Origin of the sequence: Burkholderia sp. BCC0097 (assembly GCF_902832985.1) — a bacterium.
Classification (GTDB): Bacteria; Pseudomonadota; Gammaproteobacteria; order Burkholderiales; family Burkholderiaceae; genus Burkholderia; species Burkholderia orbicola.
The window spans coordinates 325,334-339,391 of record NZ_CADFDM010000002.1; the positions used below are offsets into that span (position 1 = coordinate 325,334).

Consider the following 14,058-nt stretch of genomic DNA (forward strand, 5'->3'; position numbering starts at 1 on the left):
ATGAACCGCACCCTTCCACATACCGGCATCGAGCACGAACGCGTACAGGCCTTGCTCGCACGTGAACGCGCCGAGTACGCGCAACGCAACCCGAAGTCGCAAGTGATGTCCGCACGCACCGCGCCGCAACTGATGTTCGGCGTGCCGCTGCACTGGATGAACGACTGGTCCACGCCTTTCGCGCTGCACGTGGCCCAGGCCCAGGGCGCACAACTCACCGACGTGGACGGCCACACGCTGGCCGATTTCTGCTTGGGCGACACCGGCGCCATGTTCGGCCATTCGCCCGCCGTCGTGAGCGACGCACTGGCGACCCAGGCACGGCACGGCCTGACGACCATGCTGCCCAACGAGGATGCATCCGTCGTGGGTGAATTGCTGGCTCGGCATTTCGGTCTGCCGAAATGGCAGTTCGCGATGACGGCCAGCGACGCCAACCGTTTCTTGCTGCGCTGGGTACGTGCCGCCACCGGGCGGCGTACCTTGCTGGTGTTCAACGGCTGCTACCACGGCACGGTCGATGACGTCTTCGTCGACCTGGTGGACGGCCAACCCACGCAACGCGCCAGCCTGCTGGGCCAGGTGCACGATCTCACCACCACCACGCGCGTGGTGGAATTCAACGACCTGGCCGCGCTGGAAGCCGCATTGGCTCCGGGCGACGTCGCCTGCGTTCTGGCCGAGCCGGTGATGACCAACATCGGCATGGTGCTGCCCGAACCGGGCTACTGGGCGCGGGCGCAAGACCTCATCCGCCGCCACGGCAGCCTGCTGGTCCTGGACGAGACCCACACGCTCAGCAGCGGCCCCGGCGGCTATGCGCGCGCTCACGGCCTGCAGCCCGATGCCGTGGTGGTGGGCAAGGCACTGGGCGGCGGCATGCCGTGCGCAGCCTATGGTTTCAGCGCGGCGCTGGCCGAGCGCGCCGAGGCCGCCAAGCGCACGGCGCCGCCGGGCCACTCGGGCATCGGCACCACGCTGACCGCCAACCTGCTGGCCATGGCGGCGATGCGCGCCACGCTCACGCACCTGATGACGCCCGAGGTCTTCGCCCCGATGCACGCGCTGGCCGAGCAACTGGCCGCCGGGCTGCGCACGATCATCGCCCGCCACAGCCTGCCCTGGTGCGTCACCCAGGTGGGTGCCCGGGTGGAGTTCCAGTTCTGCCCGCAGCCGCCGCGCAATGGCAGCCAGGCCGAGGCGGTGATGGATGCCGAGCTGGAGCACGCGCTGCATCTGGCGTTGCTGAACCGCGGCGTATTGATTACGCCTTTTCACAATATGATGCTCGTCTGCCCTGACACGACCCGGATGCACGTGCAGCGCCTGCTCGCCGCATTCGACACCGTGCTGGCTTCGCTCACCGCCGCTACCGATTCATGAGTCACGACATCGAACCCACCACCACTCAGCAAGACACGATCTATGCGACGTTGCGGCAATGGGTCACCGTAGGCCGCTTCCTTCCCGGCGAGCGCTTGAAGATCCGCAACGTGGCAGCCGAGATGGGGGTGGGTCAGATGCCGGTGCGTGCCGCGCTGCAGCGTCTGGCTGCCGAAGGTGCGCTGGTGAACGTGCCCAACGCCGGAACGATCGTCCCCAGGCTGACGGTGCCCGAGTTCGACGATCTGCTGCAAATGCGCATGCTGCTCGAAGGCGAGGCCGCCGAGCGCGGCTGCCTGAGGCTGGAGCCGGCCGAACTCGCCACGCTGCGCAAGCTTTGCCAGCGCATGGCGAAGGCGTTGAAGCACCCCGCGGATCAGCCGGCTCGCGCCAGGAAGTCCGCGGGAGGCAAACAAGCGCTGAAGCAGCCCGCCGTTTCGTTGAAGGCCGGCCAGGCCACCGATTACCTCGCCGCCAACGAAGACTTCCATGTCCTGCTCTACAAGGCGGCCGGCTCGCCGTTGCTGTTCGAGCTGATCGATACGCTGTGGCTGAAGGCCGGCCCGATCTCGAACCGCCTCTTCGACACGTCCGAAGCCTCCGCCGTGTTGAACGACGCCCACGAAGACCTGATGGATGCGCTGGACAGGCGGGATGCCGCCGCGGCGCGACGTGCAGTGGAGCGCGACATCTTCGTGGCGGGACAGTTTTTGCGGTCGACACTAAAACGCGATTGATCGCGGGTGTGAGGGCCGGCCTGGTCGGCGCATAGGGCGTCTTATGGGAGAGACCGCGATACGCTGTTCGGCGAGCGTTCGCGGATGTGCGGTTCATCGTCCTCTTTGTCCGACCCGTTGTCGGTGGAGCATCGCGTCGACGGACGTTTTCTGCCGCGAACGTATCTTCACACCGCCGCGGATTGTCCTTGCGGCCCGGCGAGGTGCGCAAGCCCGAGGCTCTCCAGTGTCTGCGCCTGAATCGCTGCTGCTTGAGCGTTGAGGGCGTCGGCGCCGAATGACTGACCCACGACCCAACGTGCGGGACGCGTGCCCGGTGCCCGCTCGACGAGCTGCACGATGGCTTCTGCGACGTCGTGCGGGTCCGGCGCGTGGTCGCTCGCGAACAACGCCATCAACGTCTCCACCATCTTGTCCGGAATCGCACCGGCTTCACCGTAGCCGGGCATGCGAGCGGCGTCAGCGGGCCGCTGCGCGCTGGCGAAGATATTCGTCGGATAGTTGCTGGGTTGAACGAGAACGACGTCGATGCCCAACGTCGACAATTCGTAGCGGTAGCTGTCGGTCAACGCTTCGATCGCGAACTTCGATGCACCGTACAGACCGAAGAACGGAAACGTCACGCGGCCGAGTATCGAGCCGATGTTCACGATCAGGCCTTCACCCTGCTTTCTGAAGGTCGGCAATACCGCTCTCGACATGCGCTGGATGCCGAATACGTTCACGTCGAAGAGTGCCTGTACCTGCTTCGTCGTGAACGCCTCGGAAACGCCGGCCGAACCGATACCAGCGTTATTGATCAGGACATCGAGGCGCCCGGCATGTTCCAGCACGGAAGCGACGCCGCGCTCGACGGACGCATCGTCCGTCACGTCGAGTTCGACGACCTGCACGTCGCTCGCCCGGAGCGCATCGGCCTGTGGCCGGTTGCGGCCGGCGACGTCACGCATCGACGCGAATACCCGGTGCCCGGCACGTGAGAGCGTTTCTGCGGTGTCGCGGCCGAAGCCGCTGCTGGCGCCGGTGATCAGAATGGTTCTGGACATGTTGAGTGTTTCCCAGCCAATGAGGTTAGAGGACCGCAACCGCATCCGTACGTGCGGCTCCGATGCGGTTGAGGTGAAACGTGCGACGTAATCGAAAACCGAGGCAGCTAATGTCTTCACCGTGTTGCCATGCAGTCTAGGCTTTGCCCCGAAACCCGGCTATAGTCGTAAATGACATTAATAGCGATGTTTACGACATGAGATTGACGATCCTGGCCCTCGAGGGTCTGTTCGACACCGGGCTGACGGTACTGCTGGATACCTTCGCGATGGCCAACGAACTGGCTGCAGCCCAAGGCTTTGCCGCGCCGCCCTTCGACGTGACGGTGGTTGGCGTGCGCAAACGCATCCGCACCGCACATGGACTGTCGATGCTGGTGGAACCGGCAAGCGGCGTGCGTCGCCCGGACTGGGTGGCCGTGCCCGCGCCCGGTATCAGAGAGCCGGAGCGCCTGATCGAGACGCTGCAGCGTCGAGACGTGTGCGATGCGATGGCGCACCTTCGTGCGTGGCATGCCGACGGCGTCGGCGTCGCCGCCGCTTGTATCGGTACGTTCTTGCTGGCCGAAGCCGGGCTGCTGGATCGCCGCGAGGCGACGACCACCTGGTCGCTGTCGCCTTTTTTCCGTCAACGTTATCCGGCAGTCGATCTGAATGATTCGCGCATGGTCGTCGCCGCGGATCGCGTGGTCACGGCAGGGTCGGCCATGGGCCATCTCGACCTTGCGCTGTGGTTGCTGCGTCAGGCCAGTCCCGAACTGGCCACGCTCGTGGCCCGCTTCATGCTGATCGACAAGCGTTCGTCGCAGGCCGAATACGTCATTCCGGATTACCTTGCACACGCCGATCCATTGATCGCGCGATTCGAGCGCTGGGCCCGCGAGCATCTTTCCCTCGGTTTCTCGCTTCAGACAGCGGCAGCCGCACTAGCCGTCGGACCGCGCACGTTGCAACGCCGTACCGAGGCGGTACTCGGGAAGTCGCCCTTGGCGTTCTTCCAGGATCTGCGAATCGAACGGGCGCAGACCCTCGTGTCGATGGGATACGACCTGGAGACGATCGCGAGCGAGGTGGGCTACGCGGATTCGGCGACGTTGCGGGCCTTGTTGCGTCGCAGGCTCGGCCGAGGCGTGCGGGAATTGCGTGCCGACAATCGGTAGCGTCCTCGGTACGGCTGGCACTGCTTCGCCGACGGCGAGCGACCCGGCTCGAACGCCGTCGCTGCGTCGGCAGCGGTGCTGTCGTGCGCTGCGAATGCCGGAACAAGGTTCCGTGGGCTCCGCCGGAACGGCACTAGCGCGCGCCGCCGCCCCCATGAATGCCCGTCAGTTCGACCATGAAGTCCAGGAATACGCGGGTCTTGGCCGGCACGTGATGCCGGGACGGGTAGTACGCGTATAGCGGATACCGCTCGTCGGCCCATTCGGGAAAGAGGTTGATCAACCGGCCGTCGGCGATCAGCGGCTCGGCACCGAGCAGCAGCATCTGCGCAATGCCGGAACCGGCGAGGCACGCGTTGAGCAGTGCGCCCGGATCGTTGACCGTGAGGCGTCCGCGAGTGTCGACCACGATGCGTTTGCGCTTGCGATGGAATTCCCACGCGAACGGCTTGCCGGTCTCCGGATTGCGAAATTCCAGGCAGCGGTGGTGCCGGTCTTCGAGGTCCTCGGGTTTGGCCGGCCGTCCCCGGCGCGCGATGTACGAGGGCGCCGCGACCGTCACGACGCCGGTATCGAGCAGCTTTCTCGCGATCAGGCTGGATGCCCGCGGTTCGCCGAAGCGCACGGCGAGGTCGAAGCCGTCCATCACGAGGTCGCCCAGGCTGTCTCGCGCGATGAGCTCGATTTCGAGTTCGGGATGCGCATCCATGAACGCATCGAGTCGTGGCCCGAGAATGGCGCGGTAGACGACCGGATCCAGATTGATGCGCAGCTTGCCGCGCACCGCGGAGGCGCCGCCCGCGGCCGCCGTGGCGGCTTCCTCCAGCCCGGCGAGATGGGGCATGACCTGCTCGTAAAAGCGGCGGCCCTCTTCGGTCAGCGACACCGATCGCGTCGTTCGGTTGAACAGCCGGATGTTCAGCCTCTTTTCCAGCCGCGCGATCGCGCGACTGACGCCCGGCGGCGTCATGCCGATGACGTCGGCGGCCGCCGAAAACGTCCCGGCATCGACGACGGCGGCGAACACGCTGATGCTGCCTGACAGCTTCTCGCTACTGGATCTCATGGTGGTTCGACTGAATACGGGTGGCGGATCGCGCACGACCCACTGAAGGCCGACACGCCGACGCCGCACAGCGTAGCCATGCCGGGCGTCCGTGTCGATCATGCCGAATTGATGACGCATTGTCACTTATCTGATGCCATCCATGTCGTTTTGTTTTGGTTGGCGTTTGTCCAGAATGCGACCCACGTATTCACACATGGAGAACGAGCAATGTATGCAATCACAGGAATTACCGGTAAGGTCGGCGGCGCACTGGCCCGTGAACTGCTGGCCTCGGGTCGGCCCGTGCGCGCGGTCGTGCGCGACGCGACGCGGGCAGCGGCATGGGCGGCAAGCGGGTGCGAGATCGCGACGGCTTTCATGGAAGACCCGGCGTCGCTTGCCGACGCATTCGCCGGCGCGACGGGCGTTTTCATCCTGCTGCCGCCGGTGTTCGATCCGGCGCCCGGGTTTCCCGAAGCGCGGAAGGTGATCGAGGCCGTATCCGCCGCGCTGCTGAAGGCGCGCCCCGACAGGGTCGTATGTCTGTCGACGATCGGCGCGCAGGCCGACGAGCCCAATCTGCTCACGCAACTCGCGCTGATGGAGCAGGCGCTGCGCGAGATGCCGATGCCGGTGACGTTCCTGCGGCCCGGCTGGTTCATGGAGAACGCCGCGTGGGATGTCGCGTCCGCGCGCGACGAGGGCGTCGTCGCCAGTTACCTTCAGCCGCTCGACAAGCCCGTGCCGATGGTCGCCACGGCGGACGTCGGCCGCGTGGCGGCGGAACTGCTGCAGCAGACGTGGAGCGGGGGGCGTGTCGTCGAGCTCGAGGGCCCGTACCGGGTGAGCCCCAACGATCTCGCGCTGGCCTTCGCTCGCGTGTTGGGCCGGCAGGTGCGCGCGGAAGTCGTCGACAGGCGAACGTGGGAAGCGCTGTTTCGCGCGCAGGGCATGAAGCATCCGCTCCCCCGCATGCGCATGCTCGACGGCTTCAACGAAGGCTGGATCAATTTCGAGAGCAATCCTGAAGAAATCCTGCACGGCCACGTTGCACTGGACACGGTTCTGGGCGAGCTCGTGTCGCGTACGGTCTGATTGAATGCGGTGGGCGGCGCGTGACGCGTTGCGCTACGCCCGCCCATGCATCGGATTTTCCGGTCGGACGGATAGCGGCGTTCATGTCGCAGGGGTGTCGTAAATGTCGCTATTAATGTCATTTATGACTATGGCGAGCGACCTCGTCCCGAGTCTAGACTGCGAAGCATTTCCGGCATCCGCAGATCTCTCCTGCGGCTCAGTCCGATAGAGGCCAATCCGATGACATTTTCGCCAGAACTTCACCTGCTGACGCTGACCGCGATCGCGACGCTGCTGATGTGGATTCCTTACATGCTGGCCAGAATCATGACGCGTGGCCTGATGGCGGCCTTGAGCAATCCCGATCCGTCCCATCCGCCCGATCCGCCGTGGGCGGAACGCGCACGGCGTGCGCATGCGAACGCGATCGAGAATCTGGCCGTGTTCGCCCCGCTCGTATTGATGTGCGCAATGACGGGTGCGAGCAGCCCGGCGACGGTGTTCTCGGCGAGGCTCTATCTGGGAGCCCGGCTGGTTCACTACGTCGTCTACGCCGCCGGCATTCCGGTTGTTCGCACGATCGCTTTCCTGACCGGCTTCGCGGCGACGCTCACGTTCGCTGTCGCGCTGCTCGGTCACGCGACATGACGGCTACCCGCCTGGTCTTGCCCATTCGCTCACTTCAGAGGTCAACATGAAATCGACGCCCGGCAGCATCCTCGACACGATCGGCAACACGTCGCTCGTCCCGTTACGACACGTTGTCCCGAAGAATGGCGCGCGCTTGTTCGTCAAGCTCGAAAGTCAGAATCCGACCGGCAGCATGAAAGACCGGATCGCGCTTGCGATGATCGAAGCGCCCGAGCGCGATGGGCGCCTGAAGCCCGGCGGCGCGGTGGTCGAGTACACCGGCGGCAGCACGGGCGTGTCGCTCGCGCTGGTGTGCGCCGTCAAGCGGCATCCGCTGCATCTGGTCTCATCGGATGCGTTCTCGAAGGAGAAGCTCGATCACATGCGCCTGCTTGGCGCGAAGCTGACGCTCGTCCCGAGCGACAACGGCAAGCAAACCGAGAAGTTGACGAAGGACATGATTCGCGAAGCGCATCGGATTGCCGGCGAGACGGGCGCATACATCACCGCGCAGATGGAAAACACCGATCAGCTCGACGCCTATACGAAGATGGCCGACGAGATCTGGGAGCAGACCGGCGGCCGACTCGACGGTTTCGTCCAGAGCGTCGGCACGGCTGCGTCGCTGCGCGGGATTTCGCGGCGCTTGCGCGAACACGACGCACGTATCCGGATCGCCGGTGTCGAGCCGGCTGAATCGGCGGTGCTGTCGGGTGGGCCGACCGGCGCGCACAAGATCGACGGAATCGGCGCGGGCTATGTCGTGCCGCTTTGGCGCGACGGCATCGCCGACGAACTGGAGCGCGTCTCGACGGAAGACGCGAGAGCCATGGCGTTCCGACTGGCCGCGGAGGAGGGGCTGTTCTGCGGGACTTCGACCGGCGCCAACGTAACCGGCGCATTGCGACTCGCCGAACGGCTCGGCCCGGACGCCACGATCGTGACGATCATGTGCGACACGGGCATGAAGTATCTGAAGTCGTTCGCGCAAACGATGGGTTGATGGCCGGGAAGGGCGGGCTTCCTCGTTTGTGGCCGACACCCCTCGAGGTGACTCAGGCCATGGATGGATCCGTCACGCCTGGGGCGCCGGTCTCGACATATCCGGCAAACTGGCGCAGAAAGCGTGCATCGGCGTCGCACGTGATGCTGATGTCGTACCACCGCTTGCTGGCCGCGAGGGGCCACGGAACCTGTATCGTTCGTCCGGCTTGCACGGTCATGGACTGCGCGGCGACCCCGTAGCGATTGTCCGTGATCGAGAACGTCACGACGGATTTTCCGCTATTGATCAGGTTGATCTCCAGGTCGCCCTGGGTGACTTCGTAGCAGACCGTCGCTTCCTGTGCACTCGCATTCGAGCCGGAAGAGCTGAAGCGCCGTACGAAGCCGTTGGGGGCGACCACCGTGATGTCGTATGCGGCAGAAGCGGCCCCCGCGGCGGAAAAGCGCCACGTGTCGGACAGCCTGGTTTGCGCATCCACCGTATAGCGCCTGACGGATGTGGGCGAAATACCGGAATGGACGGAAAACCCGGCCGCGACGCTTCCGCTGTTCACGAACGTCAGCATCAGGTTGCCGGACTCGGGGTGTTCTGCGGCATTGACGAACAGCTCGTACGGCAGCGCCCGCGCGTTTCGGCTGCCGCGCTCCTGCTGCGTTGGCACCTGGATGGTCGGGGCGGTGGGTGCCGGTAGCGTGCTTTGTGCGGCTGCCGCCGCACTCAATCCTGCAACCGGGGGGACGGTAACGGCGCTCGTGTCGGGATGCGTAAAGTCGAAAGCCGAAGTGAGATCGCCGCATACCGCGCGGCGCCATGCGCTGATGTTCGGCTCGATCACGCCGAAACGTTTCTCGAGAAATTTGATGATCGACGTATGGTCGAACACCTCCGAGCATGTCCATGCGCCCCTGGACCACGGTGATACGACGAACATCGGCACCCGAGCGCCGAGCCCCACGGGCCCCGCGGGGTTCGTTGCGCTGCCCGAATAGAATTCACGCGCGGTCGGCACATTCGACAGGCCGTCTTGAGCAGAGGCCGGCGGCGACGGGGGAACGACATGATCGAAGAATCCGTCGTTTTCGTCGTACGTGATGAACAGCGCCGTCTTGCTCCATGTATCCGGATTGGAGGTCAGCGCGTCCAGCACGGCGGCGATGTAGGTCGCCCCGTCGGCTGGCGAGCGAGCCGGGTGCTCCGAACACATGTACGGCGGCAAAAGCCAGGATACCTGGGGCAATGTGCCGGACTTCACGTCTCGGGTGAAGTCCGCCAGCGTTCGCTTCGTCGTGCCGTTTGCGACGAGTGCCGGGTCCGCATTCGCCGACGTGTAGGCCTGGAAGAAATTCAGTACGTTGTACGGATTCGGAAAATCGACATTCGTGGATCCCGCGGGGTTCGGGGTGAGCGTCGTCTTGAACGGCTCGGTGCCGTCCGAACCTTGATAGACATGCCAGCTGATACCGGCCTTTTGCAGTCTCTCCGGGTATGTCGTCCACGTGAAGATATTCGCCGGCGTGTTGTCGATCAGCGGTCCGCCGCCGGTGCCGGCCACGTCGATCATGCCTGTCATCAGATGGAGGCGATTCGTGTTGGTCGGCCCCATGCAGGACGAGAAATAGGCATCGCATACCGTAAACGCATCGGCAAGCGCGTAATGGAACGGGATATCGTTCCGCGAAAAGTGGCCCATCGTGAGCGCGCCCTTCGCCGGAATCCAGTTGTCCCAGCGACCATTGTTCCAGGCGCTGTGCCCATCGGGCCAGCCGTGCGGAAGCGAGCTGATCGTTTGCGCTTTCGTGGTGTTGGTGTCGAGATGGAAGGGGCTCGCATACGCGCCCTTGCCATCCGGTTGATTCCAGATCGAGCTTCGATTGTCGACGGGAAACGTCGAGCGATCGTTGAATCCGCGCACTCCGGCATGCTGGCCGAGGTAGTGGTCGAAAGAGCGATTTTCCTGCATGAGGATGACGACATGCTCGACGTCGGCGATCGTTCCGGTTTTCGACGCAGCCGGAATCGCGAGCGCACGTTGAATGCTGGCCGGCAACAGCGACACTGCCGTTGTCGCACCCAGCACGGCTGCAGTTTGCTTGATGAAATTTCTGCGGTTAACGGTCATGGCGTGCTTCGTACGATGGGTCAGTTGCCGCAATGAAAAATCTTCTTGGCGACCGGCGTGGAATCGATATGGCTGTCGTCGCCGCCACATCCCGAAAGAATCGCGCTTGCGAGCAACAAAAAAAGACAGGTGACCGCTCGAGTTTTTTTCATCCTTATTCCTTGTCCGACTTCGATGCGTCGTGGTCGGAAACGAAGCTGAAATCGCGTTCCCGCTGGCTACGTTTGCGTGAACGCGAAAGATGACGCTGCCGGGTTTAGGGGAAAGCCGGTTTCCGCTTGTCCGTTTTCGGTGTCAGGCAGTGAGCGGCTCGACGCAAAGCGCAAGACCGTGCAAGGGCGCAAAGCTGGCCCCGCACGCACGAGTGTCATGTGCGTCATCGATTCGAATCCGTGTCGGAGTGTGGGCCGGAGCGATGGCGCGATGCTTGGGCGTGCGCATTCGAACATCGGCGGATGACGGGATGGAGACAGAAAAATTCCTTTTTCATTTCAATATATTTCGTTTTGCTTTCCGTGTTGTCGTCTGCCTTCCATGCCCGTCCGCTAGCAGTGAACACGGATGCCGCTGACGGGTAAGCCGGTCGGAGCGCCGGCGGCAAAGGATTCGAGCGACGTTCCCGGTGTTTCCGCACGCGATGCGTTCGTGCAATACGCGCCCGAGCGGTGTAATGAGGGTAGTCGCTGGTGACGAGTGCGCCGGGTGCCTGCAGCGATGATTGGGTTGTGTTGTCAACGATGCGGCTGTCCTCGCCGTCGGGGTTTCCGGGGGGGGGCGCGTCGCTCCATCGCATAAGCGGAATAGTCCGGAATGGTTAGCGTAACTAATGGATGAAGATGGCGGAATATGCGAACTTCAACGACAATCCGGACAAAGGAAATTTTCATTGACCCGCGAAGGTGATCCGATCATGGCATGTTCGTCGAACTCCGGCATCGCCGAGCCTTCCAGTGTTCACCGGTTAGTGATCGTCGAGGGCATCATGGGATCCGGCAAGTCGGCGACCATGCGGTTTATTACGAAGCACTTGCAAGAAGCAGGGAGGCTGGCGCTACCTGTTCACGAAAGGGCCGACCCGCACCCGGTTCGCGCGACGGATGAACTCGAGCACTGGTTTGAGCCATGGAAGGACGCCACGCCAGAGGAACTCGCAGACCGCGCTCTGGCGAAATGGACCGCTTTCGTCGAGTACACGGCATCAAAAGCCGAGATTCCTGTTTTGGACGGTCAACTTTTTCATGGGGATCTGACTCATCTGCTCCTCATGGAAGCCGATATCGCGCTGATCGCGGGCTACGTCCGCGAGCTTGCGGCAGTCATCGCTCCGTTGAATCCGTTCGTGCTCTATCTTTGGCAGGAAGATGTAGAGGCAGCTGTCAGAAAGGTTTGCGCAGAACGCGGAGGCGAATGGATCGACTATCAAGTCGACTGGAAACTCGCGGCGCCGTACTGCCGTCGCAGGGGTTACGCGGGACTGGACGGTCTGATCGCGCTTTACCGGGATTACCGCAACCTTACCGATGATCTGTTTCGGGAACTGCCGTTAGCGAAGCTCGCCATTGAAAATTCCGGATGCGACTGGCCTGTTTATGAGAAGCATATTTTGCGCGAGTTGGGGTTGCCGACGGAATGAAGCGAAAAAAGTTAGCGCGTGGAGAGAGAGGCGGTCAGGTCAAAGCGCTCGTGGCAAATATCCGCAATCAGGCACTGCCGCGCGTTACGCCTCCGTCATCACCATGCCGAATCCATCCATTCCTACATGCAGGTCGCTATGAAAATTGCCGGACGCCTTTTCTGGATTTGCCTTGCACTCTCGATACCTGACGTCCGTGCCGAACAATTCAGGTCGGACCTGCACGAATCTGTCTCGACAGTCGACGTGAGCGTGAAGGATTTTTACGGGGCGGAACAGACCGGCAAAGTCGCGATCACGCAATTCCGTCCGGATGGCGATGGCCCGTTCCCGATCCTGATTCTCAATCATGGTCGCAGCCCGACGGATCGCGGCACGCCACCGCGTTTTCGCTTCACCCGGCAAGTTGCCTTTTTCGTGAAACGAGGATTTGCCGTGTTCGAGCCTACGCGCATCGGCTACGGTCAGCTCGGTACGCAATTCGATCCGGAATATAGCGGTAAATGCGGTCAGAAAGACTACGCACCGATGATCGAGGCGGCTCGCGCGGAGGAGCTTGCGGTCCTTGACTATTCGAGGCGGCAGCCCTATGTCGACCCGCATCGGATCGTCATTGTCGGGCAATCGGTAGGCGGCTTCGTCACGACGGCCATGGCGGCCGACAATCCGGACGGCGTGATCGCGGCGATCAACTTTGCTGGCGGTTCCGGCGGTGATCCGGTCGCGCATCCCGGCGTGCCATGTCACGGCGAGCGTCTGGAAGCCATGTATTCGCGATTCGGAAAAACGGCGCGTGTCCCGATGCTGTGGATCTATACCGAAAACGATCAGTACTTTGCGCCGACGTATAGCAGCGCGTGGCACGACGCATTCGTTCGCGCGGGTGGCAGCGCCGACTATCGGCTGCTTCCTCCGTTCGAGAAAAACGGGCACATGCTGTTCGCGCACGGTATCGACCTGTGGGAGCCCGTGGTATCGGAGTTTCTCGAGCGCCAGGGATTCCCGGTTCGATGACAAGCAGGATGAATGTGGAGATATTCGCAAGAGGCACAGCAGTAGCCGCCACCCGCGACGGATGTAAACGGTCACTCAATCGATCCAGGTGGCCGGCGAGAATCCGGGGCGAGGCGTCGCTTCATTTTGGCCAGGAACGGGCGTTCAGACGTATCGATCGTACGTCCACTTATGAAAAGTCATGACTGTCCGCATGATGCTCCAGCTTCAATCAATGTATGAAGTCTGGTCGGCGCTGTTGTGAGGAAATTATTTTGGTGTCTGATATATTCGGTTGGTATAAATTTCAGGAACGCATCATGAAACTTCGGACCGTATATTTGAAAGTGAGCGACATGGAGACGTCCGCTTCTTTCTGGGAAAGGATCCTCGGATATGAACCGATTAAGCGATCCGGCAAGTGGACTGAGTTCATGATCGGCACAAACAGGCTCGGTCTGTTGTTAAACGATTTTGGAGATGAAATAAAAAGCAGTAGCGCCGTCCCCGTCTTTGAGTTCGAAGAAAATGCACTTCACGAATTCGTGAAACGAGCAACAGAAATCGGTGCCGTCATCGTGATGGACGGGCTGAAGATCGAATCGATGAAAAGCATTGTATTGAGCAGCCCGGACGGACACGAATTCGAACTTTGCATGTGCCGCAGCTAACCAACGGCTTTACGGTTCGTGGAACGCCCTTACGAACCACTGCTTGGCAGCGATGAAGGCCCGTTGCAAAAAGCAACGACCGTCCCTTGCGGTCGGAAGCCACAGCGGCCGGCGGAATTCAGCCGGCAAGCGGATAGACCTCGCCTTCATCGCCGCGGATGACGGCAGAAAGCGCCACGGCCAGTTGCATGGCCGCGGCCATCGTTGGATCGACTGCGGAGGGGTGCCGAGGCGCGTTGAAACTTGCACGGCCCCGATTCCAGCTAAAGGTCTTGATCCATTCGCCATCGACAAGGACCGCGACGTCGCCAGGTCGTCCCGGAATCGAAATCCATTCGCCCGTCACTGGATTCACCGACGTGACCGGGCGCTCGTCTTCTTTTAAAGAAGCTTGCCCGCGGATGGCAGCCCGCCATTCATCCAGCGAGATGGACGGATCACGTTCGATGTGCAGTTGATAAGCCATGGCGGAAACCGGAGCGGCAGTGGGAGGATTACGCTAACACGAATGACGGGTTCGAAAAGAACGGGGCGATCGCACTGACCGCCGTGCCG

Annotated in this window: 14 protein-coding genes; 9 read left to right on the forward strand and 5 right to left on the reverse strand. The window is 62.5% G+C overall.

Annotation, left to right across the window (positions count from 1 at the left end):
• Positions 1-1,383 carry an aspartate aminotransferase family protein gene (locus tag HWX07_RS06710; protein WP_175875690.1) on the forward strand — a complete coding sequence of 461 codons (1,383 nt, stop codon included), beginning with the start codon at positions 1-3 and terminating at the stop codon, positions 1,381-1,383.
• Complete coding sequence (locus tag HWX07_RS06715) at positions 1,380-2,120, forward strand: GntR family transcriptional regulator (RefSeq protein ID WP_175875691.1); 741 nt, start codon at positions 1,380-1,382, stop codon at positions 2,118-2,120. The genes HWX07_RS06710 and HWX07_RS06715 overlap by 4 nt, the downstream gene beginning before the upstream one ends.
• Positions 2,121-2,287: 167 nt before the next feature.
• Here HWX07_RS06715 and HWX07_RS06720 read toward each other — a convergent pair whose 3' ends face one another.
• Complete coding sequence (locus tag HWX07_RS06720) at positions 2,288-3,166, reverse strand: SDR family oxidoreductase (protein WP_244129939.1); 879 nt, start codon at positions 3,164-3,166, stop codon at positions 2,288-2,290.
• 197 nt (positions 3,167-3,363) lie between these two features.
• On the opposite strand from HWX07_RS06720, the gene HWX07_RS06725 reads away from it, so the two are divergent.
• Positions 3,364-4,326 carry a helix-turn-helix domain-containing protein gene (locus HWX07_RS06725; protein WP_175875692.1) on the forward strand — a complete coding sequence of 321 codons (963 nt, stop codon included), beginning with the start codon at positions 3,364-3,366 and terminating at the stop codon, positions 4,324-4,326.
• Positions 4,327-4,459: 133 nt separating this feature from the next.
• Here HWX07_RS06725 and HWX07_RS06730 read toward each other — a convergent pair whose 3' ends face one another.
• A complete protein-coding gene (locus tag HWX07_RS06730) occupies positions 4,460-5,392 on the reverse strand; it encodes a LysR family transcriptional regulator (RefSeq protein ID WP_175876145.1) in 933 nt (310 codons plus the stop codon).
• A gap of 210 nt (positions 5,393-5,602) precedes the next feature.
• Here HWX07_RS06730 and HWX07_RS06735 point away from each other — a divergent pair, with 210 nt between their 5' ends.
• The 3 genes from HWX07_RS06735 to HWX07_RS06745 all read left to right on the forward strand — a co-directional run bounded on the left by HWX07_RS06735 (position 5,603) and on the right by HWX07_RS06745 (position 8,084).
• Positions 5,603-6,469, forward strand: a complete 867-nt coding sequence (locus tag HWX07_RS06735; protein ID WP_175875693.1) for an NmrA family NAD(P)-binding protein — start codon at positions 5,603-5,605, stop codon at positions 6,467-6,469.
• Positions 6,470-6,691: 222 nt separating this feature from the next.
• Positions 6,692-7,099, forward strand: coding sequence for an MAPEG family protein (locus HWX07_RS06740; protein ID WP_011549096.1), 408 nt, complete (start codon positions 6,692-6,694; stop codon positions 7,097-7,099).
• Positions 7,100-7,145: 46 nt separating this feature from the next.
• Positions 7,146-8,084, forward strand: a complete 939-nt coding sequence (locus HWX07_RS06745) for a cysteine synthase family protein (protein WP_175875694.1) — start codon at positions 7,146-7,148, stop codon at positions 8,082-8,084.
• 52 nt (positions 8,085-8,136) lie between these two features.
• Here the strand turns inward: HWX07_RS06745 and HWX07_RS06750 are convergent, their stop codons facing one another.
• A complete protein-coding gene (locus HWX07_RS06750; RefSeq protein ID WP_175875695.1) occupies positions 8,137-10,206 on the reverse strand; it encodes a phospholipase C, phosphocholine-specific in 2,070 nt (689 codons plus the stop codon).
• Between the two features lie 20 nt (positions 10,207-10,226).
• Entirely contained in the window at positions 10,227-10,358 is a 132-nt protein-coding gene (locus tag HWX07_RS37160; RefSeq protein WP_257724749.1) for a hypothetical protein, read from the reverse strand.
• Between the two features lie 734 nt (positions 10,359-11,092).
• Here HWX07_RS37160 and HWX07_RS06755 point away from each other — a divergent pair.
• The 3 genes from HWX07_RS06755 to HWX07_RS06765 all read left to right on the forward strand — a co-directional run bounded on the left by HWX07_RS06755 (position 11,093) and on the right by HWX07_RS06765 (position 13,503).
• Positions 11,093-11,839, forward strand: a complete 747-nt coding sequence (locus HWX07_RS06755; RefSeq protein WP_244129940.1) for a hypothetical protein — start codon at positions 11,093-11,095, stop codon at positions 11,837-11,839.
• A gap of 138 nt (positions 11,840-11,977) precedes the next feature.
• Complete coding sequence (locus HWX07_RS06760; RefSeq protein WP_244129941.1) at positions 11,978-12,853, forward strand: alpha/beta fold hydrolase; 876 nt, start codon at positions 11,978-11,980, stop codon at positions 12,851-12,853.
• 299 nt (positions 12,854-13,152) lie between these two features.
• Complete coding sequence (locus HWX07_RS06765) at positions 13,153-13,503, forward strand: VOC family protein (protein ID WP_175875697.1); 351 nt, start codon at positions 13,153-13,155, stop codon at positions 13,501-13,503.
• 118 nt (positions 13,504-13,621) lie between these two features.
• On the opposite strand, the gene HWX07_RS06770 is transcribed toward HWX07_RS06765, so the two are convergent.
• On the reverse strand, positions 13,622-13,969 hold the full coding sequence (locus HWX07_RS06770; protein WP_175875698.1) for a hypothetical protein: 348 nt from the start codon (positions 13,967-13,969) through the stop codon (positions 13,622-13,624).
• Between the last annotated feature and the right edge of the window lie 89 nt (positions 13,970-14,058).

What these genes read in the sequence shown, in the direction of transcription:
- HWX07_RS06710 (WP_175875690.1), top strand. Translation starts at nt 1, where the DNA reads ATGAACCGCACCCTTCCACATACCGGCATCGAGCACGAACGCGTACAG.
- HWX07_RS06715 (WP_175875691.1), top strand. Translation starts at nt 1,380, where the DNA reads ATGAGTCACGACATCGAACCCACCACCACTCAGCAAGACACGATCTAT.
- HWX07_RS06720 (WP_244129939.1), bottom strand. Translation starts at nt 3,166, where the DNA reads ATGTCCAGAACCATTCTGATCACCGGCGCCAGCAGCGGCTTCGGCCGC.
- HWX07_RS06725 (WP_175875692.1), top strand. Translation starts at nt 3,364, where the DNA reads ATGAGATTGACGATCCTGGCCCTCGAGGGTCTGTTCGACACCGGGCTG.
- HWX07_RS06730 (WP_175876145.1), bottom strand. Translation starts at nt 5,392, where the DNA reads ATGAGATCCAGTAGCGAGAAGCTGTCAGGCAGCATCAGCGTGTTCGCC.
- HWX07_RS06735 (WP_175875693.1), top strand. Translation starts at nt 5,603, where the DNA reads ATGTATGCAATCACAGGAATTACCGGTAAGGTCGGCGGCGCACTGGCC.
- HWX07_RS06740 (WP_011549096.1), top strand. Translation starts at nt 6,692, where the DNA reads ATGACATTTTCGCCAGAACTTCACCTGCTGACGCTGACCGCGATCGCG.
- HWX07_RS06745 (WP_175875694.1), top strand. Translation starts at nt 7,146, where the DNA reads ATGAAATCGACGCCCGGCAGCATCCTCGACACGATCGGCAACACGTCG.
- HWX07_RS06750 (WP_175875695.1), bottom strand. Translation starts at nt 10,206, where the DNA reads ATGACCGTTAACCGCAGAAATTTCATCAAGCAAACTGCAGCCGTGCTG.
- HWX07_RS37160 (WP_257724749.1), bottom strand. Translation starts at nt 10,358, where the DNA reads ATGAAAAAAACTCGAGCGGTCACCTGTCTTTTTTTGTTGCTCGCAAGC.
- HWX07_RS06760 (WP_244129941.1), top strand. Translation starts at nt 11,978, where the DNA reads ATGAAAATTGCCGGACGCCTTTTCTGGATTTGCCTTGCACTCTCGATA.
- HWX07_RS06765 (WP_175875697.1), top strand. Translation starts at nt 13,153, where the DNA reads ATGAAACTTCGGACCGTATATTTGAAAGTGAGCGACATGGAGACGTCC.
- HWX07_RS06770 (WP_175875698.1), bottom strand. Translation starts at nt 13,969, where the DNA reads ATGGCTTATCAACTGCACATCGAACGTGATCCGTCCATCTCGCTGGAT.